General features: G+C 61.0%; 15 protein-coding genes. 8 read left to right on the forward strand and 7 right to left on the reverse strand.

The window, feature by feature from the left end; all coding sequences use genetic code 11:
- The first annotated feature begins 34 nt into the window (after positions 1–34).
- The gene (locus RYH70_RS13920) at positions 35–211 is read left to right on the forward strand and encodes a PLDc N-terminal domain-containing protein (protein WP_022995285.1); all 177 of its coding nucleotides are present in this window, start codon (positions 35–37) and stop codon (positions 209–211) included.
- 11 nt (positions 212–222) lie between these two features.
- Here the strand turns inward: RYH70_RS13920 and RYH70_RS13925 are convergent, their stop codons facing one another.
- Together RYH70_RS13925 and RYH70_RS13930 are read right to left on the reverse strand one after the other, a co-directional pair.
- Positions 223–714 carry a hypothetical protein gene (locus RYH70_RS13925; protein ID WP_317009291.1) on the reverse strand — a complete coding sequence of 164 codons (492 nt, stop codon included), beginning with the start codon at positions 712–714 and terminating at the stop codon, positions 223–225.
- Positions 715–734: 20 nt separating this feature from the next.
- Entirely contained in the window at positions 735–2,186 is a 1,452-nt protein-coding gene (locus RYH70_RS13930) for a phospholipase D-like domain-containing protein (protein WP_022995287.1), read from the reverse strand.
- A gap of 335 nt (positions 2,187–2,521) precedes the next feature.
- On the opposite strand from RYH70_RS13930, the gene RYH70_RS13935 reads away from it, so the two are divergent.
- The gene (locus RYH70_RS13935; RefSeq protein ID WP_116027184.1) at positions 2,522–3,877 is read left to right on the forward strand and encodes a KamA family radical SAM protein; all 1,356 of its coding nucleotides are present in this window, start codon (positions 2,522–2,524) and stop codon (positions 3,875–3,877) included.
- Positions 3,878–4,108: 231 nt separating this feature from the next.
- On the opposite strand, the gene RYH70_RS13940 is transcribed toward RYH70_RS13935, so the two are convergent.
- Positions 4,109–5,506: an aminotransferase-like domain-containing protein gene (locus RYH70_RS13940; protein WP_022993681.1), complete on the reverse strand. Its 1,398-nt coding sequence runs from the start codon at positions 5,504–5,506 to the stop codon at positions 4,109–4,111.
- Between the two features lie 164 nt (positions 5,507–5,670).
- On the opposite strand from RYH70_RS13940, the gene RYH70_RS13945 reads away from it, so the two are divergent.
- From RYH70_RS13945 to recD, 4 genes are all read left to right on the forward strand, one after another.
- Entirely contained in the window at positions 5,671–6,273 is a 603-nt protein-coding gene (locus RYH70_RS13945) for a LysE family translocator (protein WP_022993680.1), read from the forward strand.
- A 62-nt stretch (positions 6,274–6,335) separates the two neighbouring features.
- On the forward strand, positions 6,336–9,725 hold the full coding sequence (recC, locus tag RYH70_RS13950; protein ID WP_317009292.1) for an exodeoxyribonuclease V subunit gamma: 3,390 nt from the start codon (positions 6,336–6,338) through the stop codon (positions 9,723–9,725).
- On the forward strand, positions 9,722–13,345 hold the full coding sequence (gene recB / locus RYH70_RS13955) for an exodeoxyribonuclease V subunit beta (protein WP_317009293.1): 3,624 nt from the start codon (positions 9,722–9,724) through the stop codon (positions 13,343–13,345). The genes recC and recB overlap by 4 nt, the downstream gene beginning before the upstream one ends.
- Positions 13,335–15,251, forward strand: coding sequence for an exodeoxyribonuclease V subunit alpha (gene recD, locus RYH70_RS13960; protein ID WP_026949761.1), 1,917 nt, complete (start codon positions 13,335–13,337; stop codon positions 15,249–15,251). The genes recB and recD overlap by 11 nt, the downstream gene beginning before the upstream one ends.
- Positions 15,252–15,341: 90 nt before the next feature.
- Here recD and RYH70_RS13965 read toward each other — a convergent pair whose 3' ends face one another.
- From RYH70_RS13965 to RYH70_RS13980, 4 genes are all read right to left on the reverse strand, one after another.
- Complete coding sequence (locus tag RYH70_RS13965; protein WP_026949762.1) at positions 15,342–16,442, reverse strand: OmpA family protein; 1,101 nt, start codon at positions 16,440–16,442, stop codon at positions 15,342–15,344.
- 212 nt (positions 16,443–16,654) lie between these two features.
- Positions 16,655–16,981, reverse strand: coding sequence for a YdbL family protein (locus tag RYH70_RS13970; protein WP_240342819.1), 327 nt, complete (start codon positions 16,979–16,981; stop codon positions 16,655–16,657).
- A 39-nt stretch (positions 16,982–17,020) separates the two neighbouring features.
- Positions 17,021–17,221 carry a YnbE family lipoprotein gene (locus RYH70_RS13975; protein WP_022993674.1) on the reverse strand — a complete coding sequence of 67 codons (201 nt, stop codon included), beginning with the start codon at positions 17,219–17,221 and terminating at the stop codon, positions 17,021–17,023.
- Entirely contained in the window at positions 17,218–19,824 is a 2,607-nt protein-coding gene (locus tag RYH70_RS13980; RefSeq protein WP_284455824.1) for a YdbH domain-containing protein, read from the reverse strand. The genes RYH70_RS13975 and RYH70_RS13980 overlap by 4 nt, the downstream gene beginning before the upstream one ends.
- A 353-nt stretch (positions 19,825–20,177) precedes the next feature.
- Between RYH70_RS13980 and RYH70_RS13985 the strand changes: the two genes are divergently transcribed.
- The gene (locus RYH70_RS13985; protein ID WP_317009294.1) at positions 20,178–21,494 is read left to right on the forward strand and encodes a PAAR domain-containing protein; all 1,317 of its coding nucleotides are present in this window, start codon (positions 20,178–20,180) and stop codon (positions 21,492–21,494) included.
- A 17-nt stretch (positions 21,495–21,511) separates the two neighbouring features.
- Complete coding sequence (locus RYH70_RS13990) at positions 21,512–22,096, forward strand: hypothetical protein (RefSeq protein ID WP_317009295.1); 585 nt, start codon at positions 21,512–21,514, stop codon at positions 22,094–22,096.
- Positions 22,097–22,124: the final 28 nt, after the last annotated feature.

Here is a 22,124-nt window from a genome sequence, read left to right on the forward strand (position 1 = left end):
GTCAACGAGAACTGATCAAGGAAAGGATCCATTCATGAAAGCACTCAGCATCATCATTCTGATCCTGGATATTTTCGCCATCGTGAAAATCCTGCAATCCGGCGCCGAGGTACCACAAAAGGCCCTGTGGATCGCACTGGTGGTCATCCTGCCGCTGCTTGGTCTGATTCTCTGGGCCCTGCTGGGACCGGGCTCTCCGGTGAAAAAATAACCAGGCCGGGATCAGCTCCCCAACCCCAGATTCAGCAACAGCTGGTTGTCACGGCTGAAAAGCCAGAACACCACGCTGGCCAGAGACACCATCTGGAACTGCATGTGCTGCCGCCGTCCCCGTAACCAGGCTTCTGGCCAGTGTTCGCGGATGGCGGCCACCTTCTCCATCAGAAACAACAACATCACGGCGACGATCATCAGTAGTGCGGCGATCAATGCCGGCACGAACGGCGTGGCGCTGGCCAGCAACCACAACAGCAATACCGCCGGCGTCAGCGTCGCTTCCCCCCTTTGAACCTCCGCCCCCAGATACAATCCCGAGGGCAGCAACAGGAAAATCGCCACCAGCAAGGGCACCAGTGGTAACCAGCCGTGCGCCACCGCCGGCGCCGGCAGCCAGATCCCGGTGGCCACCGCCACCACCAGCAGACCATGCAGGAATTGCAAACGAATCAGGGTAACCAGATGGGCGGGCAGTTCCGCATCCCGGGGCAGACGCATGAGGGCTCCTCTCAGTGCTCTCAGAGATAGGGTTCCAGCATATGGGCCAGGGCATTGCGCACATTGCGCCAGCCTGCCATGGCCTGGAAGTCGGCATCGTCCATGCGCCTGGCGCCGGCGATCCGGCCGTCGATCAGAGTGTTGACCTGTTCCGCCAGGGGACCATCGTAGCATTCCAGATCGAACTCGAAGTTCAGCCGCAAACTGCGCGCATCCCAGTTCCCCGAGCCAAGCTGTACCCAATGGCCGTCGACGGTCATCACCTTGCTGTGATCGAACGGCGGAGCGGAAAGATACAGATGCGCGCCACCGCGCACCAGCCATTTCAGCGCGTGAATACTGGCCCACTGCACCAGACGCAGATTGTTCTTGCGCGGCACCACCAGCTCCACCTTGACCCCCTTCAGCAGCGCCAGTTGCAGAGCCGCCATCAAGGTCTGGTCAGGGACGAAATAAGGCGTGACGATACGTATCTCCCGTTCCGCCGAGCCGATGGCGGCGAACAGAGTCAGGCGACGCTTGTCGAAATCGGCATCCGGCCCGGCGCTGATGCCACGGGCGCGCACCGTTCCCGGCGCCTGCTGTCCCTGGTATTCCGCCGTCAGATTCTCGCCACAGGTGAACATCCAATCCGCCGCGAAGGTACGCAGCAGATGCGCCACCACCGGCCCTTCCAGACGGGCATGCAGGTCGTGGGTCCGGGCCGGCTCCCGCACATAGCCGGCACGCACATTCATGCCGCCGGTAAAGCCCAGGGTATGATCGACGATCATCAATTTACGGTGATTGCGCAGGTTCATGTAAGGCATGCGCCACGGCGCCACCGAGTGCAGGAACCGCTCCACCCGTACTCCGCCCTTGCGTAAACGGCGGGTCACCGAGGGCAAGGAGTACAAAGCGCCGACGCCATCCAGCAAGACTCTCACCTGCACGCCACGGGCGGCGGCCCGTGTCAGTGCCTCCACCAAGGGCTTGCCGGCCGCATCGTTGCCGAAGATATAGGTGGCCATGAAGACGCTGTGCTGTGCTTCATCCACCGCCTGTGCCATCAAATGCAGGGCCTCGCGGGCCTCATGCATGGTGACGCGATTGCCGGCGGTCAGAGGCAATCGCGTCAGGCGCCCCACCAACCGCGACAGCACACGCAATTGCGGTGCCTGCACCGTGTCCTCGGCAACCGATTCCGTGCTCTCCAGCGTATCGATGCCGCCGCCGGTAAGCTGCCGGGCACGGCGCTGGATACGATTGACCCCAAGCAACAAATACAGCAGAGCGCCCAGAAACGGCACCAGCCAGACCAGGCCGGTCCAGGCCGCGGCGGCCCGGGCATCCCGCTTGTGCTGGGCCACATGCACGGTCACCCAGACCGCCAGCCCCACGCCCACCGGCGCGACGATCGCCAGCCAGAACGCCTCCAGCCAGGCGGAGGCCTGCTCCAGCCACAGCAAAGCCGTGTGTAAAAAGTCGCTCACGTCATCGCCTCGCTCGTAATTACCCCGGGCCGGGGCCGCAATCCCGGGGAAACATAGCATATTGACCGGCCCGGGGCTTGCGCCCGTGATTTTGCTCTTTTATTTTCAATAACTTACAATCGTCGTCCGTTTTTCACCCTCCGCGTCCAACAGGCGCACCGGGTCGGAATCTTCCACCCATTTGAAGTGCCATCATCGCCCGGTCATCCGTACCCGCGATCATCGGCAAACTCCAGGATCGGCCTCGCCGGTCACTCTGAAAGCAGAAACCTGCTGGTCCCTTGACCAGTGTACCGACGCGTTTGCGGCGTCGGCACGGCATGAGGAACACAAGCATGCAAGAAACCAACACCGTGATACCGCTGCGCGAGCATCACGACACCGACTTCGGCGAACCTCGTCGCTTCAAGGTGTATACCGCCCGCCAGTTGGACAAGATCGAGCCGCTCCAGCGGCTGGACGAGGAAGCCCGTTTCGCCATGGACGTGGTCGCCAGCGTCCTGCCCTTCCGGGTGAACGAGTATGTCATCGAGGAACTGATTGATTGGGACAAAGTCCCCGACGACCCGATCTATCAGCTCACTTTCCCGCAGAAGGATATGCTCGCGCCGGAACACTTCGAGCGGGTGGCCAACGCCATGCGAAGTGGCGACAAGGACACCCTGAACCAGGCCATCGCCGAAGTCCGCGAGGCGCTCAATCCACACCCCGCCGGACAGATGGAACACAATATTCCGGAAGTGGACGGCGAGCGCATCAATGGCCTGCAGCATAAGTATGATGAAACCGTGCTGTTCTTCCCCAGCCAGGGTCAGGTGTGCCACAGCTACTGTACTTTCTGCTTCCGCTGGGCCCAGTTCATCGGCGACAACGATCTCAAGATCGCGGCCAAGGAAGCGGGACAACTGAAGAAGTACATTCAGGCGCATCCGGAGATCACCGACGTGCTGATTACCGGCGGCGATCCGCTGGTGATGAAGACCAAGAACCTGCGCGCCCACATCGAACCGCTGCTGGAACTGGAACAACTGCGCACCATCCGCATCGGCTCCAAGGCGTTGACGTTCTGGCCATACCGTTTTGTTTCCGACAATGACGCCAACGACCTGCTGGACCTGTTCCGGGAAGTGACGGCGGCCGGCAAGCACCTGGCGCTGATGGCGCACTATAACCACTGGAAGGAACTGGAACCGTCCATCGCCCGGGAAGCGATCCGCCGGGTTCGTGCCACCGGTGCCCAGATCCGGGCCCAGGGGCCCCTGCTGGCGCACATCAACGACAACGCCGATGACTGGGCACGCCTGTGGCAAACCCAGGTGGAGCTGGGCGTGGTGCCCTACTACATGTTCGTGGAACGGGACACCGGAGCCCGTCACTATTTCGAAGTGCCGCTGGCCAAAGCCTGGCGGATTTACCGGGACGCCATGAAACAGGTATCCGGCCTGGCCCGCACCGCGCGCGGACCGAGCATGTCCAGCCATCCGGGCAAGGTGGAGATCCAGGGGGTAACGGAGATCCACGGCGAAAAGGTGTTCGTGCTGCGTTTCATCCAGGGCCGCAACCCGGACTGGGTGCAACGGCCTTTCTTCGCCAAATACAACGGCGAGGCCACCTGGCTGAACCATCTGGAACCGGCCTTCGGCGAAGAGAAATTCTTCTTCGAGGATGAACTGGCCGCGATGGAGAGCTGAGCCGCCCAAACATCGCGCAGAGTTGCCTTCCAGAGGCCGCTACAACGCCACTGTGGGAGCTTGCCTGCAAGCGAATTGGGCTTCCGGCCCCCAAAGATTCGCTTGCAGGCAAGCTCCCACAGCGGCTTCGTGGCCCCTTCCATACCAACGATCGATGTTATGGGAGGCAGAAGGGCTTTTGTACAGACCTGTCGCGATATTGTTTCGTCGACAACCAACGAGATCAGTCTGTCACAACAACGCCGCCAGCCGCGCCAGACCTTTTTCCACCCGATTGTCCCAACGCACCGCGCAGTTCAACCGCAAGCAGGACGAAAACTTGTTGCCGGTGGAGAACAATGATCCCGGCGCGAAACTCACCCCCTCCTGCAAGGCCTGTTCCGCCAGCACCGTGGTATCGATCTGCCCGGGCAGTTCCACCCACAGTACGAACCCACCCGCCGGACGGCTGATCCGGGTCCCATCCGGAAACAACTGCTCCACCCGCGATGTCATTCGCGCCACCGCCTTGGCGTGTTCGCCGCGCAGCTGCCGCAGGAAGCGGTCGTAATGGCCCCGCTCCAGATAGCGCGCCATCGCCAGTTGCGAGGCCGTCGCCACCGATACCGTATTGATGAACTGCAGATACTCGGCGCGCCGCTGCTGACCGCCAGGCACCAGCCAGCCCACCCGCAGCCCCGCGGACAGTGTCTTCGAAGACGACGCACAATAGTAAACCAGCCCGTCCCGGTCCCAGCTTTTCACCGGCCGCGGGCGCGGCCCGAACAGCGGCAGATCACCGTAAATATCGTCTTCCACCAGAGGCACGCGATGTTGGCTCAACAATGACAGCAACGCTTGCTTGTCCTGATCGGAAAGACACGATCCCAAAGGATTGGCGAAGTTGGTGACCAACACGCAGGCTTTCACCGGCCAGCGCTCCAGCGCCACGGCCAACGCCTCCAGGGAAATCCCCTGCCGCGGGTCGGAAGGAATCTCGAGTGCTTTCAGTCCCAGCGATTCCAGCACCTGCAGCAGCCCGTAATAGGTGGGCGATTCCACCACCACCGTATCACCGGGTTTGGTCAGCAGCTTCAGTGCGATGGTCACCGCCTCCTGGCAACTGTTGGTGATCAGCACCTGGTCCGGCGACACCGGACATTGCAGCGCCACCAGACGACGGGCAATGGCCTGACGCAGTTCCAGGGCGCCCGGAGGAAATTCATACCCGACACAACGGCGCCGCTGCTCCCGCAGTACCGAATGGAAGGCCCGCTCGATCGCCGTTACCGGCATGAAATCCGGATCCGGCACCGCCGCCCCGAAATTCACCAGCGACGGATCATTGACCGCCTGAATCAGCTCCAGCACCCGGTCCTGGCCACTCACCGCCCTGGGCCGGGTAGTGGCGCGACGCATTCGCGGCGCATCGAAACGGGCCGGCGGCCGCGACACGTAATAACCGGATCGGGGGCGCGCCTCCAGCACACCACGCTGTTCCAGTTCACGGCAGGCGCTCACCGCCGTGGCCACGCTGACATTATGCTGATGACTCAATCTGCGCACCCCCGGGAGGCGCTGGCCAACGTCGTAGACACGCTTTTCAATCAGCGCCTGCAACTGGTCGGCCAGTTGGTGATAAAGGGTCATGCCAGCGTTCTCCATTTCAGGCGACGTGCTCGGGCAGTCCACATCACTGGCACAGATGGCCCAGATCAAAACTGTACCGGTTCAAATTGATGTTTTTATATCTGTACCCCCAACCCCGCGCAAGCTTAATCTGGCCGTCCTTAGAGCCTGTTTAAGAAGGTCACATGGGATATTGGGAAACATTACTGCCCCTGGCCGGATTCGTGACGGTGATGACCGGCACCCCCGGCCCCAACAATCTGATGCTGATGGCCTCCGGCGCCAACGCCGGATTCCGCCGCTCGCTGCCGCATATCATGGGCATTCTGGTTGGCTGTCAGATTCTGCTGTTGTGCGTGGCACTGGGGCTGGGGCAACTGCTGACCCGCTTTCCGCAGCTGTCGCTGACACTGCGCGTTCTCGGCCTGCTGTTTTTGCTCTATCTGGCCTGGCAGTTGGTACGGCACCGTCATACGCCTCTGCGTGGCGATCACCGCGGCGCGCCACTGACGTTCTGGCAGGCCGCCCTGTTCCAATGGGTCAATCCCAAAGCCTGGATGATGATGGTCACCGCCGTGGCCACCTATACCGATCCGGTGCATTTCTCCGCCAGCCTGACACTGGTGGCATTGTGTTTCTTCTTTCTCGGACTGCCGCTGATTTCACTGTGGAATCTTGGTGGCGTGGCCCTACAGGGCTGGTTGCAACACGGGCGGAGACTGGGCCGCTTCAATCTGGCCATGGCGGCCTTGCTGTTGCTGTCGCTCTACCCCACTTTCATGTCGTGATGCCAAGGCCCGCCGCCTGACGTACACTGGCCTGATCGTCGAATCAGTCCTGGGAACCTGGCATGCAAAACGGCCTGATGGTGCTGCACAGCAACCGTCTGGAAACGCTGACCGATCTGCTTATCGAGTGGCTGGGACGCTATCCGCTGGCGCCGCTGGAAACGGAAACGGTGCTGGTGCAATCCAACGGCATGGCGCAATGGCTCAAGCTCAAACTGGCCGCGCCCGACGCTCTCGGCATCGCCGCCGGCACCCGCTTTCAAATGCCCGCCCGCTTTCTTTGGAGCGCCTACCGCACCGTGCTCGGCGAAGATCGGGTGCCGCGCACCTCACCGTTCGATAAGTCGAGACTGCTGTGGCGGCTCTACCGGCTGCTGCCGATATTACTGGACGATGATCGCTTCGGCCCGTTGCGTCATTTTCTGGCCGACGACACCGACGGCCGCAAACGCCACCAACTGGCGGAACGATTGGCCGACCTGTACGACGCTTATCAGGTCTACCGGGCGGACTGGCTGGCGGACTGGGAACAGGGAGAGGATCGATTGCGGCGTTCCGATGAACGGGCGCTGTTCGATGACTTTCCGGAAAGCCAGCGCTGGCAGGCACATCTGTGGCGAGCGGTACTGGCGGACATGAACGAAACGCAAACCGCTCTCAGCCGCAGCGCCATTCACAATGCCTTCGTTTCCGCTCTGCGCAACGGCGAGTGTCCTCCGGGGTTGCCGCGCCGGTTGGTGATTTTCGGTATCAGCGCCCTGCCGCAACAAGGATTGGAGGCACTGGCGGCCCTCAGCAGCCATTGTCAGATCCTGATGTTGGTACAGAATCCCTGCCGCCATTACTGGGCGGATATCATCGAGGACCGGCATCTGCTGCGCCGGCAGTTGGAGCATCGCAAACGGCATCTGACCGCCCTGCCGGAAAATCGCGTCAACCCGCTGCTCGCCGCCTGGGGCAAACAGGGCCGGGACTTTATCGGTTTGCTTTACGACCACGACGATCCAGACAGCTACCGCGCCGCCTTCCACAATCAAATCGATCTGTTCGAAGACAGCGAGCCGGAGACGCTGCTGCAACAATTGCAGCATGACATTCTCGAACTGGAACCACTGCCCGAACGCGACCAGCGCCCTGCTCTGCGGGCGGACGACTCACTGCAATTCCGTATCGCCCACAGCGCCCAGCGGGAAGTGGAGATTCTTCAGGACGCACTGCTGGAAAGGTTCGCACACGACCCGGACCTCAAGCCGCGCGACGTCATCGTCATGGTGCCGGACATCGAGGCCTACGCGCCGCACATCGATGCCGTGTTCGGCCGCCTGGATCCCGGCGATCCCCGCTACCTGCCCTATACGCTCAGCGACCGCAGCGCCGGCGCCGCCTCGCCCCTGGCCCAGGCGGTGGAGGCGGTATTGCATCTGCCGCAATGGCGCTTCACTGCTTCGGATATTCTCGATCTGCTCGACGTGCCGGCAGTGCGACGCCGCTTCGGCATCGAAGAGAGTGCCTTGCCGCAACTGACGCAATGGATCGAACAGGCCCGCATTCGCTGGGGGCTGGACGCGGAACAACGGCACAGTCTCGACGTTCCCGGCTTCGAACAAAACAGCTGGGCGTTTGGTTTGAAACGGATGCTGGCCGGCTATCTGCTCGGCGACGCCCCGGCCTGGCGCGGCATCGAGCCGCTTGACGAGGTGGCGGGCCTGGGCGCGGAACTGGCCGGCCGGCTGGCGCGTCTGCTGGACACCCTGCAACGGCATTGGCGGGCGATGCGCGAACCCGCCGACGTTCAACAATGGCAGGCCCGTTTCACCGCCCTGCTGGACGATCTGTTCGCACCGGACAGTGCCGAGGACCAAGCCCTGGATGCCGGTCTGAGGGACGCCCTCAGTGATTGGCTGGCGGCCTGCGAGGAAGCAGACTTCGCCGGCCCCCTGCCGCTGACCGTGGCGCGCCGGCCGCTGCTGGATGCCCTTAATGCCGAGAGCCTGTCACAGCGTTTCATGGCCGGGCGCATCAATTTCTGTACGCTGATGCCGATGCGTGCCATCCCCTTCCAGCATGTCTGCTTGCTCGGTATGAAGGACGGCGACTACCCCCGCCAACAGCAACCCATGGACTTCGATCTGATGCGGCAATGGGGGCGCTACCGTCCCGGCGACCGCTCGCGCCGCGACGACGATCGCTATTTGTTTCTGGAGGCCCTGCTCAGCGCCCGCGACGGCCTGTACATAAGCTGGACCGGCCGTAATGTCCGTGACAACAGTGAACGGCCGCCGTCGGTGCTGGTGGCGCAGTTGCGCGACTATCTCAATCAGCGCTGGCGGAGCGCCGATAACGGTCGTGATGTGGCGGACCAGTTGACCGTGCAGCATCCGCTGCAACCTTTCAGCCGCCGCTACTTTGATGCCGACGATAATCTGACCACCTACGCCGATGAATGGCGCCCCCTGCACGCCCACGACGAAACGACGGGGGAAGACAATCCCTTGCCGCTGCCACCGCTGGAAAACAATGAGCCGGTCAGTTGCGCCGCGCTCGGGCGTTTTCTCAAGCAGCCGGTGGCCCACTTCTTCGAGCAAAGACTGAAAGCCCAGCTCCGACAGGACAGCCATAATCTCGACGACACCGAGCCGTTCAGTGTGCAGGGGCTGGAGCGCTGGCAGTTGCAGGACCAGTTGCTCGGCGAGGCACTGCGCGCCGGGCCGGACCAGGCCAGCGAGGCCATGCGCGCCACGCTGGAACGCCTGGCCGGCAGTGGCGCCTTGCCGTTGGCGCCTTTCACCGAGGGCAGCCGCGCCGCCTTGCTGATGCCGTTGCGCCGCCCCCTGCAGCAGTACTTCCTGTTGCTGGCACAAAGTGGCGCGCTGCAACCGCAACAGGAAATCCAGCTCGACGCCGGCGGCCTGCCGCTGGAAGACTGGCTGGTGGACCTGCGCGGCGAGGCCTCCCAGCCGCGACGGCTGGTACTGAAAACCAGCCGTCTGCAAGGCTCTCTGGAGAAGCTGACCACCGACTGGGTCATACACCTTGCCGCCTGCGCCAGCGGCCACGCCCTGACCACGCAAATTCAGGGACAGGACGGCCTGTACAGCCTCGCGCCAATGGACCCGGCCACCGCGCGGGAACGGCTCGACGCCATCGGCCGGGCCTGGCAGCAGGCCCTGTGCGAACCGTTACCCATTGCCTGTGCCACCGCCTTCGCCTGGCTGGCCGGAGAGGAAAAAGACAAAGGCGAGGCCGAGGCCCGCAAGGTCTTCGAGCCTGGTTTCAACAGCGACGGTGAACAATTCCGGGAGCCGGCCGTCGCCCGTGCCTGGTCCGGCTTCGACGCCATGTTGGCGGTGCGGCATGACGACAAGCCTGCCTTCTGTCACTGGACCGAACAGCTCTACGCGCCGCTCTACCAACAGGCGCAATGGACTGAACAGGGAGGGCCGGTCGCATGAGCCAGCCACGCCCGCTGCCGCTCACTTTCCCATTGCACGGCACGCGCCTGATCGAAGCCAGTGCCGGCACCGGCAAGACCTTTACCCTGGCGGCCCTGTATCTGCGGCTGGTGCTGGGGCACGGCGGCCAGGCCGCGTTCCGCCAACCCTTGCTGCCGCCGGAAATCCTGGTGGTGACCTTCACCGAAGCCGCCACCGAGGAACTGCGGGAGCGAATCCGCGACCGGCTTGCGGAAGCGGCGCGGGTGTTCGCCGCCCCCCAAGCGCACAAACCCGATGTCATTCTCCAAGGTTTGCTGGACGACTACGCCGACGACGAGCAACGCCGCCATTGCGCGCAACGGTTGAACGCCGCCGCCCAGTGGATGGATGAAGCCGCCATTTACACCATTCATGGTTTCTGCAACCGCATGCTCAAACAACATGCGTTCGATTCCGGCAGTTTGTTCAGCCTGGAACTGCAGGAAGACGCCAGTGACGAACAGCAGCTCGCCGCTTGCGACTACTGGCGTAACGTCATAGCAGGGTTCCCGGTGAGCGCCGCCAATGCACTGCAAGCCAGCAAGCTGGGCCACCCGGAAGCCCTGCTGGCGCAATGCCGTCCGCTGCTGGGCCTCGGTGGCACCGATCCCGACACGCTGCCGGAAAGCGTACAACGCTGGCTCGATGCTAGTGGCCCGCAAGCGGCGCTGGAGCAAAGCGCTCGCGCCACCCTCAACGCCGAGTTGCCGGCGCTGTTCGACTGGGTGCGCAGCGCCCGCGACAACAAATGGCTCAACGGCAACAGTTACCGCGCCAGCAGCCTGCCCGGCATGCTGCTGACTCTGGAACGCTATGCCGCCGGCGAGGTACTGAGCGACAAGGACTACGACACTCTCTCACGCTTCTCCACAACGGGCATGAAGCTGACCAAGAAAGGCGAGGAGCATCGCCCCGGCTTCGCCTTTTGTGATCAGCTGGATCAGGTCCTGGAGCAACGGGAACAAACAGCGCTGCCGCGCACCGACCTGCTCGCCCACGCCGCCGCCTGGATCGGTAAACGGGTGGACCGGATGCGCCGGCAAACCGCCACCATGGGGTTTGACGATATGCTGAGCCGTCTCCACGGCGCCCTGCATGGCGACAACGGAGCGCGGCTGGCGCAGGTGATCCGGGATCAGTTCCCGGTGGCGCTGATCGACGAATTCCAGGACACCGATCCCACCCAGTACGGCATTTTTTCAGCGTTGTATCAGCACCGCGACGACACCGGCTGGTTCATGATCGGCGACCCCAAGCAGGCCATCTACGCCTTCCGCGGCGCCGACGTGTTCACCTACCTGCAAGCCCGGCGCGCCACCGAAGGGCATCACTACACCCTGGGCCGGAATTTCCGTTCGGCGACGCAGATGGTGGCGGCGGTGAACCGCTTGTTCGAGTACAGCCAGGACACCCACGGCGATGTCTTCATGATGGACAACGCCATTCCTTTCGAAGCGGTGGAAGCCCAGGGGCGCAAGGATACGCTGCTGGTGGACGGCGAAATAAAATCCGGCGTCACGCTCTGGGTGGAAGACAGCGACAAAGCCATTTCCTCAGGCGTGTATCGGCAACACCAGGCAGCCCGTTGCGCCACCGAGATCACCCACCTGCTCAACGGTGCCGGACAAGGTGTCACCGGCTTCCGCGAGGGCCAGCGCTTCACACCTTTGCGCCCCCGTGATATCGCCGTGCTGGTGCGTGATCGCACCGAGGCCAGGGCCATTCGCGACACCCTGCTCGCCCGGGGCGTGCGCAGCGTTTACCTGTCCGACCAGGACTCCGTGTTCGCGCAACCGGAAGCCCAGGATCTTTTGTTGATTCTGCGCGCCTGCGCCAGCCCGGAATCCGATGTGCGCGTGCGCAGCGCTCTGGCCTCCGGCACCCTGTCATTGCCCTACCAGGAACTGGACCGTATCAATCGGGATGAGGTGCGCTGGGAAGCCATGGTCAATCGCTTCCACGGCTATCGCGAACAATGGCGGCAACAGGGTGTGTTGCCAATGTTCCGGGGACTGCTTATGGACTTCTCGGTGCCGGCACGGTTGCAGCGCAGTCTCGACGGGGAGCGCGCCTTTACCAATCTGTTGCACCTTGCCGAGCTGCTGCAACAGGCCGCCACCCAGTTGGACGGCGAGCAGGCCTTGATCCGCTATCTGGAGGACACCGTCAACGATCAGCGCGGCAGCAACAACGACAGCATTCTGCGCCTGGAAAGCGACGATGACCGGGTCAAGGTGATCACCATTCATAAGTCCAAGGGCCTGGAATACCCGGTGGTCTATCTGCCCTTCATTTGCAGTTTCCGCGCGGCGGAAAAGAGCAAGCCGCCCCTGCGTTATCACCGTAAGGGGCAGGACAACGCCCATCTCGTCGTCTCACTGGAACCGGACGACGACATCGAACGTCTCGCCGATCACGAGCGTCTGGCCGAGGACATGCGATTGCTCTACGTGGCGCTGACCCGGGCCTGTCACAGCTGCACCCTGGGCCTGGCGCCCTATGCCAAGGGCCGCGCCCAACAAAACCAGCTGCCACGCAGCGCCATCGGCCGGCTGTTGTTCGGCCCCCAGGGCGTGGCCAATGATCAATTGCTGGCCGCGCTGGGCCCTTTGAGCGACGACGCCATCACGGTAATACCCGCGCCGCCCGGCAATGACGAGGTCTATCAGCCGGTCAATACGGTGGTCCGGCTGCGCGAACCGGAAATTTTTCCCAGACATCCGCGCACGCCCTGGTGGATCGCCAGCTACAGCGCCCTGCGACAAATGGAAGAACCGCTCGCTCCCGCCGACGCCCGCGCCGATCAACTGGCGGAAACCGAACCGGAGCCCGTGCAGAAACCGATGATGGAAACCGCCACCGCGGGGGTGCACGCGTTTCCCCGCGGCGCCCTGCCCGGCACCTTGCTGCACGATTTGCTGGAGCATGCCGCCAACCAGGGATTCCGGACCTGTCTGGACGCCCCGGAAGAGATGGACAAAAGAGTCCGCCAGCAACTGGAAGCCCGCCACTGGCAAGACCACAACACCACAGTAATGCAATGGTGGCGCCGGACTTTGACGACGCCCCTGCCGCTACAACAGGAACGGATACGTCTGGCGGACCTGGATCGGCCGGTGGCGGAAATGGAATTTCTGCTGCCCGCCGAACAGGTGCCGGTGACACGGCTGGATGCGCTGATCCGCGAGCATCTCTATCCCGGACAGCCACGGCCGCGCCTGGAAGCCGATACCCTGAACGGCATGCTCAAGGGCTTCATGGATCTGGTGTTCGAGCACAGGGGCCGCTATTACGTGCTGGACTATAAATCCAATTGGCTTGGTCCGGACGATGACGCCTATGGCGACGACGCTTTGATCGAGGCGTTGCTGGAGCATCGTTACGAAGTGCAGTACGCGCTGTATCTGCTGGCACTGCACCGTTTACTGCGCAGCCGCCTCGGTAACGACTATCATCCGGATGCCCATCTGGGGGGCGCCGTCTACGTCTTTCTACGCGGTCTCGGCGCGCCCTCCGCCGGCACCGTTTTCAGCGCCGCGCCGACCGCGCTGGTGGAAGCTCTGGACCGGCTGTTCCTGGGAGACGCTCATGCGAAGTGATGGACAGGGCGATCTGTTCGCCGCCGTCGACTGGCAAGATGCCCTGGAGCAAATGCGCGATCAAGGGCAGTTACGGGATCTGGATGTGGCGGTGGCGCGGTTTCTGCACCAGCAGGCTCCGGACGCTGATCCGGCGGTCCTGGTGATCGCCGCGCTCACCAGCGCGCAGCTGGCGGCGGGACATCTGTGCCTAGACCTGGACGAACCGGAGTTGGCCCAACGACTATGGCCTGCCGGCATGCCGGACAGTCTGGTGCCAATATTGCCGCCGGACCCGCCACGGTGGCACGCGCTGCTGCAAGCCAGTGAACTGGTTGGCGAGGGCCCCGGTCAGCCCCTGGTGCTGGACGGTTCCCGTCTCTACCTGCACCGCAACTGGACCCAGGAGGTCAAGGTCGCCGACTTGCTGCTGGCACGGCTACGGCACGAACCCTCCACTCCCCCGGGCGACACTCTGGCGAAGCTGTTCGTCGACGGCGATGACGAGGTGGACTGGCAACAGGTGGCCTGCGCCCTGGCCACCCGTGCCCGCCTGACAGTGATCACCGGCGGCCCCGGTACCGGCAAGACCACTACCGTGGTGCGTCTGCTGGGTTTGCTGCAAAGCCTGGCGCTGGAACAGGGGCACGCCCTGCGTATTCGTCTGGCCGCTCCCACCGGCAAGGCCGCCACCCGGCTGACACAGTCCATCGGCGATCAGGTGGCGCGGCTGCCGCTGCCGGAAACCGTTCGCTCAGCCATTCCCACCGAGGTCAGCACCCTGCACCGTCTGCTCGGTACCCGTCCTGACAGCCGCCGCTTCCGTCATCATCGCCATAACCCACTGCACGCGGATCTGGTGGTGGTGGACGAAGCCAGCATGATCGACATGGAAATGATGGCCAGTCTGCTCGATGCCCTGGATGCCAACACCCGGCTGGTGCTGCTGGGCGACAAGGACCAACTGGCCAGCGTGGAAGCCGGCGCGGTGCTCGGTGACCTTTGCCGCGACGCCGACCAGGGCGGCTACGACGAGGCCACGGTGGACTTCATTCAACAGAGCTGCGGCGCCGACCTGACCGCCTGGCGCGGTGAAGGCGGCCCATTGGCGCAACAGACCGCCATGCTGCGGCGCAACTGGCGCTTCCGCGACAGCCCCGGCATCGGTGCATTGGCCCAGGCGGTGAATCAAGGTGATAGCCGGAGTGTCGCCAGCGCTTTCCGGCAACATACGGATCAACTGCAACGTGTGGATCTGCGCCGCGATCCCCATTATCCGCACCGTTTCCTGATCGACGGCACGGCCTCGCATCCGGGGTTGAAAACGCTGCTCCTCGAAGCGGCCAACACACCGGACAGGGACGAACTGGATAGCTGGGCCGCCCGGCTGCTGCTCCGGTTAACCGAGCGGCAGTTGTTGAGCGGCTTGCGTGGCGGCCCTTTCGGCGTCATCGAGCTGAATCAGCAACTGACCCGGCAACTGCACCGGCAGGGTCTGGCGGACGAGCACGAATGGTATCCGGGTCGTCCGGTAATGCTTACCCACAACGATTACCAGCTTGGTCTGATGAACGGCGACGTTGGCCTGACCCTGGCCCACCCGGATGGCCTGAGAGTGGCATTTCCGTTACCGGATGGCCGCATCAAGTGGGTATTGCCGAGCCGACTGGGCGGCGTGGAAACGGTCTACGCCATGACCGTGCACAAATCCCAGGGCTCGGAGTTCCGACATACTCTGCTGATTCTGCCGGACCGGCCGCATCCACTGCTGACCCGGGAGTTGATCTATACCGCCGTGACCCGGGCGCGGGAAACCTTCACCCTGCTCGAATGCGGCCCGGGCACGGTGCTGAATCACGCGGTCGCCCGTCGCACCTGGCGCGCCTCCGGACTGTGGCAGCGATTGAACAGGGAGTACGGACACTAACGTATCGCGGCCCATTATCCTCTGAACAAAAAAAGGGCGGCTTACGCCGCCCTCTCTGGTCACACCGGACATCCCTGTCCGTTCAGACGCTTACTCCTTGAACTGCGGTTCGGACTGCTCGGTATCGACGAAGATCTCCGCGCGACGATTCCGCGCCCGACCTTCGCGAGTGTCGTTGGATTCCGCCGGGCGGGTTTCACCGAAGCCCTTGGTGGTGATCTTGGAACCATCCACTTTGTAATCCTGGATCAGACGATCCTTCACCGCCTGGGCACGACGCTCGGACAGACCCTGGTTGTATTCCGCCGGGCCGGTGCTGTCAGCATGGCCTTCCACGCGGATGGAACCGCTTTCGCCTTTGTTCAGGTTGTCCGCGGCCTGACGGACTTCGTCATTGAACTGGGCGCCGATATCCGCTTTGTCGAAGCCGAAGTAAATCACGTTCATGCTCTGATCGCTGACCGTGTCGTATTTCTGACAACCGCGCTCATCCACCACGGCACCGGCCGGGGTATCCGGGCAGGCATCGCGATCATCCGGCACGCCATCGCCGTCCTGATCGCCAATCACCGGTTCCGGCTCCGGTTCCGGTGCAGCATGAGCGGTGCTTACACCGAACAGAACGTTAACCGCGGCGTAAACCTGGCCGGTCCAGAAATCCCGATCCGCCGCATAGGCCTGACGGGTGCCCAGATCCAGCAGGATGCGATCAGCGAAGGCGCGCTGAATACCAACTTCCACCCCGGTCATGAAGGCGTGCTGCTTATCGCCTTTATCGCCGGTAGCGTTGTCGTTGAGGCTTTCCAGTACCAGGTCGCCCATGTTGAAACCGGCATAGGGTTCAAAACCCAGGAAGCTGGTGCCGTTCATGTGGTAACGCAGGCTGGCGAAATAGCTCTGCACATCCCAGCGGGCGCCGGAATCGTAATCGCTTTCCACGTCACCATCGGCTTCTTCGTACCAGGCCTGGATGGACCAGTTGGGGTTGAAGCGCCAGCCAAGCTGGCCGCCATAGAACCAGTTGTCTTCACCGCCATCGACATCTTCACCGAAGGCTTCGTTGTCGTAAAAGAAATAATGGCTGGCGTTGGCGCCGATGTACCCATAAGTGTCCGGTACGTTTTCGGCGAAGGCAGGGGCGGCAACCATCATCGGGGAGATGAACGCCGCTGCGAGCAATCTTTCTTTCATGGCAAGCTCCTATCGGTACAAATCGATCCACAATGGGATCAATGTAAAGCCGCCATCGCCTTATGAGGATAGGCAAAGGTAAATATTGAGAAAAAGAGGAACTTTTTTTACCTCATCTAACATTCCCTAAGCGTTCCGTTTCAAATGACCTTCCGTGAATAAGGTCATTTATCACTAGAAAAAATACAAAACTAATCACAATGACCTATGAATTATTTTTTAACCCACTGCCCGTCCGGAGTTTTGACGTATTCCCCGCCGGCGGTTTTCCCGATGGCCTTCTGACCGGCCAGATTAGCCACCTGCTCCAGCGTGATACCGTTCTGACGGGCAATGCGTTCGTAAGCTTGGCGCCGTTTTTCATTGACTTCCGATACCAGTTGCACCGCTTCCGGCGTTGCCTTCACCACCCCCAGATAGCCATTGGGCTGCTCGCCCACCAACCCCTGGGTTTTGGCCTGGTCCAGTTCCAATGCAAAGGCGCTCCCCGCCATCGTCAGCGCCGCCACCATCAGCGCGATTTTGATTATCTTCATCATGCCTTGCCTCCTTAAACGGCACTCTTTTCCTGGCAAGCGTTAAAACAGATCGTCGTTCTGTTCGAACAACGCATCGATGTCTTTTTCCACCTTCAACCGGATTTCGTGATCAATTTTCACATTCAGGTTGATGGTGATCGGTTCCTTGGGCGCTTCCAGTGCCACCCGGGGCGTACAGGCCATCAGCGGCAACATCAGAGCCGTCAACAACAGGCCTCGCCCTCCCCGATTGATTTTCATTGTGTGCTCTCCATCGGCGTCCGATTCATGATCTCATCGGTGATCTGATCACCGATGCGCAGGCTGCGCAACAGGTCCCTGACATTTTCCTTGTGTGTGTAATTAAAGACCACGGGCAAGCGATTTTGTTGCGGGTTAATGCCCTCGATGGTGACCGCCGCGTCCAGCCAGCCGCTGTCCTCCATATCCAGCTGTGCAAAAAAGCGACTGATCAACAACGGGTTCAATGAATCCAGTGCCAGCCCCACCGCCTGATTGGATTGCGCCATGGCCTGGACCGCCGAGGTCATTGGCACTTCCAGGGACAAAGGGCCTTCATTGGACAAGCGCCCGCCCCGCACCGCCATGCTGTTGCGCGACAAACGCAGCGGTAGATAGCCGCCCACCGTACCGGACAACGATACCGCCGGCTCATTCTGCAACGCCGCCACCTGGTTCAGGTCAATACCGGTCACCACCACCGTCTGCCACTGATCCGACGGCCACTGCAACTTCGGCGCCAGCACTTCACCGCCGAGCACCTCGGCTCGGATATCGCTGAAACGCCAGACCTCCAGATCCGAGTGACCGCTCAAGCGAATATTGGTGATCGGCGTACCCACATCCACCGACGCCAGGGAAATCGGCTCCCGTGTTCTCAGGTCGGCCTCACCATCCTGCCAGTCCAGCGCCAATCGTGCGTTCAGTCCACGCGCCAGCACACTGCCCCAGTCCAGGTCCGCCCCGGAAACATTGGCTTTCACTCCGAAAGAAACCACCTCGTCCCACAACCAGTCACCGTCAGCGACCAACTGCCCGGACTGCAAGGTAAAACCAAGCCCCCGGCTCAGTTCCGGACGCAACGCGGAGGCCAACGACAGATCACCGGCATAACCCGTGCCAAAGGGACGGGCACTGACCGCCAGTGACGCTTCCCAGTCCTTCACCGCCAGCTCCGCCCGGGCACGCTGCCCGTTCAGATTCACCGTGCCGGTGAGCACCGGCAATTCCCAACGCTCCGCCAGCAGCCCTTCTCCCCGCAGAGCCAGTTGCCCATGAATACCGCCATCCTGATAACGCAGCGGCGTCCGCGCGGTCAGCGACAACGGCTTCAACAGCATCTTTCCATGCACCGCCTGCGCCACGGAAATCGCCGCGCCACTAGCCAGGGTGAACACGCCATCGCGCCACTGCCAACGCCCATCAAGGCGCGCGGTGCCACCCTGGTCCAGGTAATCCGCCGCGTCCACATCGGCATCCAGGCTGCCGGCCCAACCTCCATGGTCATCCCTGCGCCCGCTCATCCGGGCCTGGAACGGCAGACGCTGATAATGTCCCTTGAGTGACGCCTGTACCGGCCAGTGTGGCGGCTTCAATTCCGCCACCGGTGCCGTGGCCTCCACGCTCAGATCCGCGTTTTCGAGACGCACTTTGAGCGGCTCCCCACTAACGCCGTCCGCGCCAGCCCGGCCGCGCCAACCGCCGCTCAGACGATACCCTTGCCATTGCCCCGACAGGGACAACGCCCCTTGCCAATGCACGCCGTCCGGGCTCCACAGCAACTGGCTGTTCTCGGCGGTCACGGTGGCGCCCTGATAATGCGCGGACAGCGGCAGCGTCACGTCTCCATCGGCGGCCAATGGCATCGTCACCGATTCCCGCAAACTCAACCGCATCTGTTCCGGCAGAGTCAGCTCGAACGGCGCCACCAGCAGTTGCACTCCCTGCCACTGAAAGGCGACGGTGCCATCCATCCCTTCGGACAGCGTCAAACGCCCCTGTCCTGCTCCCAGCCTCTGATCGTCACTGGCCAGAGTGAGCAGCGCTTGCCCTTGCGGTCCCCGAGCCTGCAGCCGCCCCTTGGCCTGTTCGATCAAGCCGTCGAAAGTCCCGCTGGCGGTCAGCCCTTCCCCCGGCAATAACCGCCATCCCGCCGGCAGCGCCAGCGGGTCGGACAGCGTCAGTGACGCCTGCCAGCGAGGTTGCTCCACGGTGACCGTACCACTCAGATTGGCCCGGTAATCCTCACCGGCCATACCCAGCTCGCTGCCGGCCAGCGCCAAATCGGCCCGGACCGGCTGATCGGGAAGCCATTGCCCCGAGCCTCCGAGTTCCACCACGCCGATGGCGCGGCTATCCAGATCCGACACCGGGATTTGCCCATGCACCTGCCAGGCACCGCTGTCCTGCTGGTAATCACCCAGCACCTCGCCATTACGAAATCCGGCCCGCCCCCGCCAGTGACCGTTTTCCTGCGTCAGTTCAAGAGATAATGGCGGATAGTCCTGCCACTGCAACGCCCACACTTTGACGTGTAACGCGGGCAGATCAGGCAATTCGGAAAGTGGCTCGGTAGCGGTATCGGAATCACACTGGCGAATCGACACGCTGTCGACAGTGACCGTGATGGGGCGCAGCGAGGAAAGACGCAATCCCCGCAGCGACAAAGGGCGGCATTCACCCTGCTGCTGCCACAGACCGGTGATCACCAGTCCCTGACGCCAGCCGATGCCCTGCCAACGCCAACCCAGACTCCAGGCGATCACGAACGGCAACAGCAGCAACAACACCAGAATCACCAGTGTTGCCACCACCCCGATTCGACGCCGCGACCAAGCTGCCATGGAAATCCTTGTCGGAAACGAATGTATCCCACGCCAAGCATGGCGTGTCTCGATCAGGAAATATAGAGGTCAAACCGAGGCAAAAGTGCCCAGGGCAGCGGCCACAAAAAAGCCCCGGTGAAAATCACCAGGGCTTTTTCTCTCGTTTGGTCGGGACGGGAGGATTCGAACCTCTTTCATTACTGCTCACCAACCCACAGCTCCACATAACCTTTTGTTTTAAAAAGAAATCATCTAACTGCAAAGCTCATGGCGCCACACTGTCGCTATGTGGTGTCGTCACTTCGTCGACACTTTGCTATGCTCCTCTTTCCAGCCAGGACGGTTAAGGATTGATCAACACGGAGGTAAGCATGTCGCGCCCGATTATCGTTTTGGGTGACAAGACCGACCATGGAGGCACCGTTATCAGCGCCTCCACCACAATGGACATCGATGGCAAAGGAGTAGCCCGGGTGGGTGACAAAGTCATCTGCCCGAAGCATGGTCCGTCCCCCATCATCACCACCATCGCCACCGGCGATCCCACCAATATCGTTGATGGCCAGCCCGTTGCCCGTCATGGCGACAAAACTGCCTGCGGCGCCACGCTGATTTCCAGCCAAGCTACGTCAGTGGTGGACTCAGGAGCCTCCGCTCGGGGCAGCGACTTGGGCAGTGTGGTAGCCGGACTGGCAACTCTGGTCGGTCAGTCCAACGCCTTAATCACAGCTTCCACTAATGCAGCCTCCGCCGTCAGCTCTATACTCTCCGGCCAGACACAATCTGGCTCCTCGACAGCTCAATCATACCCTCGTGTCGAAGAGGCGGAGGAAGAGGAGGAAATTGGCGAGTCGGAAATGGGTCCAAGTGGGCCGTTAGACCACGTGTATGAAGAAATCATCCGCGTCATGGAAATGGAATTGGAGAAACAGCGAGCCGTGTTGGGCGCAGCGGATTTGGCGGAACAAGCGGACATATTGTTAAGTGTAGTGGAAATGGCCCGGCCCCGCGCAATCATTCGGATTGTTAAGGCTGCCGGCGCGGAGGCTATCGAAAGTGCCTTAGGAAAAGGGACGAGTGCGTTACGTGACGCGAGTGTAAATGCTGTGGGCACAGACCTCGACATAGCTAAAATGCATTTACGTAAATCAATAAAACGCTTAGAGGACCAGATCGAAGAGGCTCGCCGAATACTGGAAAGGCGCAACTCCGGTGAGGAGAAGTTCACCGAATTTCAAGCTGCTCAGGAACGAGAAGCATTGGAGAAATACTTAAAAGATGCTGCCAACAGCTCTCTTTCTGAAATCAGAGAAAATGTTGAATGGGCTAAAAGAGCAGTTAATTCCGCCAATCAGGAAGCAAAAGAAGCTGACAAAGTCTACTATGACTATCTCAGGGCTACAGAATCCGCCCCCTCATTATATGACTACAACAAAGAGCAAGTTCTATCGGAAAATGCCCTCGACAAGAAAAGAAATCTTTTTTCTGCAGAACAAAGAGTCAAAGATTATGAAAGAGCCTCTCGTTCTGCTGAAGCATATGTGTCCCAGTACAAAGGGCTTAGCGGAAAGATTGATTTCGGATCGACCCCCATCGAGGAGCAAATTAGAGTTGTTGATCAGCTAAAAAAAGAGGCATTCACGGGGCGACTTTTTGATGATGACAACAACTCTCCATTTAGACGATAACTGCATAGAGTTTAACAATGTACAGAATAACCCTTATTTTAGCGCTTTTGTTTTCAGCATTGGCATGTTCGGCATCGGACTCACCCGAGACCAATTCAAACATAGGCTGTCTAAAGGGAAGCAAAACGGAAAATATTTTACTATTAGACGGCAATCAAAAAAAATTCCTTATTTCTTCGGATTGCATACTGGAAAATAAGATCAGAGAAAATGAAATTCATATAAACGCTTGCCTCCCCAGCCTGTCTCCATGCGACAAGAGCAGGAACGACAGCGTAAAATTAATTCTTGCAAGGCCACTACACAACGTGGTCAGCATAGCAATGAAAAGCATTCCCAAAGTAGAAAAACTACAAAAAGAAGGCAAAAACATTAATATATATCAATCCTCAAATAACAAAGACACAAGAATTTATCTTTCAACCGAAAAGTCTTTCTATGTAAGATGCCTAGAAACAGAGCACGGAGCGTGCAGCGTAACCGGCTATACAGATAATGACATTCGCTATTCTCTTGAAACCAAATACGATTCTTCGGGAAGGGATTGGGATGCCATCCATAACCTAGTAACCGATTTGGTTAAAAAAGCACAGTTGCCTTAGCTAGCCTCCAAGCCAGGAGGCGGCACCT

Source organism: Alloalcanivorax xenomutans, from assembly GCF_032810065.1.
GTDB classification, from domain to species: Bacteria; Pseudomonadota; Gammaproteobacteria; order Pseudomonadales; family Alcanivoracaceae; genus Alloalcanivorax; species Alloalcanivorax xenomutans.

Bases quoted from the DNA above. Each gene is read 5' to 3' on its own strand.
- RYH70_RS13920 (WP_022995285.1), top strand. From the start codon at position 35: ATGAAAGCACTCAGCATCATCATTCTGATCCTGGATATTTTCGCCATC.
- RYH70_RS13925 (WP_317009291.1), bottom strand. From the start codon at position 714: ATGCGTCTGCCCCGGGATGCGGAACTGCCCGCCCATCTGGTTACCCTG.
- RYH70_RS13935 (WP_116027184.1), top strand. From the start codon at position 2,522: ATGCAAGAAACCAACACCGTGATACCGCTGCGCGAGCATCACGACACC.
- RYH70_RS13940 (WP_022993681.1), bottom strand. From the start codon at position 5,506: ATGACCCTTTATCACCAACTGGCCGACCAGTTGCAGGCGCTGATTGAA.
- RYH70_RS13945 (WP_022993680.1), top strand. From the start codon at position 5,671: ATGGGATATTGGGAAACATTACTGCCCCTGGCCGGATTCGTGACGGTG.
- recC (WP_317009292.1), top strand. From the start codon at position 6,336: ATGCAAAACGGCCTGATGGTGCTGCACAGCAACCGTCTGGAAACGCTG.
- recB (WP_317009293.1), top strand. From the start codon at position 9,722: ATGAGCCAGCCACGCCCGCTGCCGCTCACTTTCCCATTGCACGGCACG.
- recD (WP_026949761.1), top strand. From the start codon at position 13,335: ATGCGAAGTGATGGACAGGGCGATCTGTTCGCCGCCGTCGACTGGCAA.
- RYH70_RS13965 (WP_026949762.1), bottom strand. From the start codon at position 16,442: ATGAAAGAAAGATTGCTCGCAGCGGCGTTCATCTCCCCGATGATGGTT.
- RYH70_RS13970 (WP_240342819.1), bottom strand. From the start codon at position 16,981: ATGATGAAGATAATCAAAATCGCGCTGATGGTGGCGGCGCTGACGATG.
- RYH70_RS13975 (WP_022993674.1), bottom strand. From the start codon at position 17,221: ATGAAAATCAATCGGGGAGGGCGAGGCCTGTTGTTGACGGCTCTGATG.
- RYH70_RS13980 (WP_284455824.1), bottom strand. From the start codon at position 19,824: ATGGCAGCTTGGTCGCGGCGTCGAATCGGGGTGGTGGCAACACTGGTG.
- RYH70_RS13985 (WP_317009294.1), top strand. From the start codon at position 20,178: ATGTCGCGCCCGATTATCGTTTTGGGTGACAAGACCGACCATGGAGGC.
- RYH70_RS13990 (WP_317009295.1), top strand. From the start codon at position 21,512: ATGTACAGAATAACCCTTATTTTAGCGCTTTTGTTTTCAGCATTGGCA.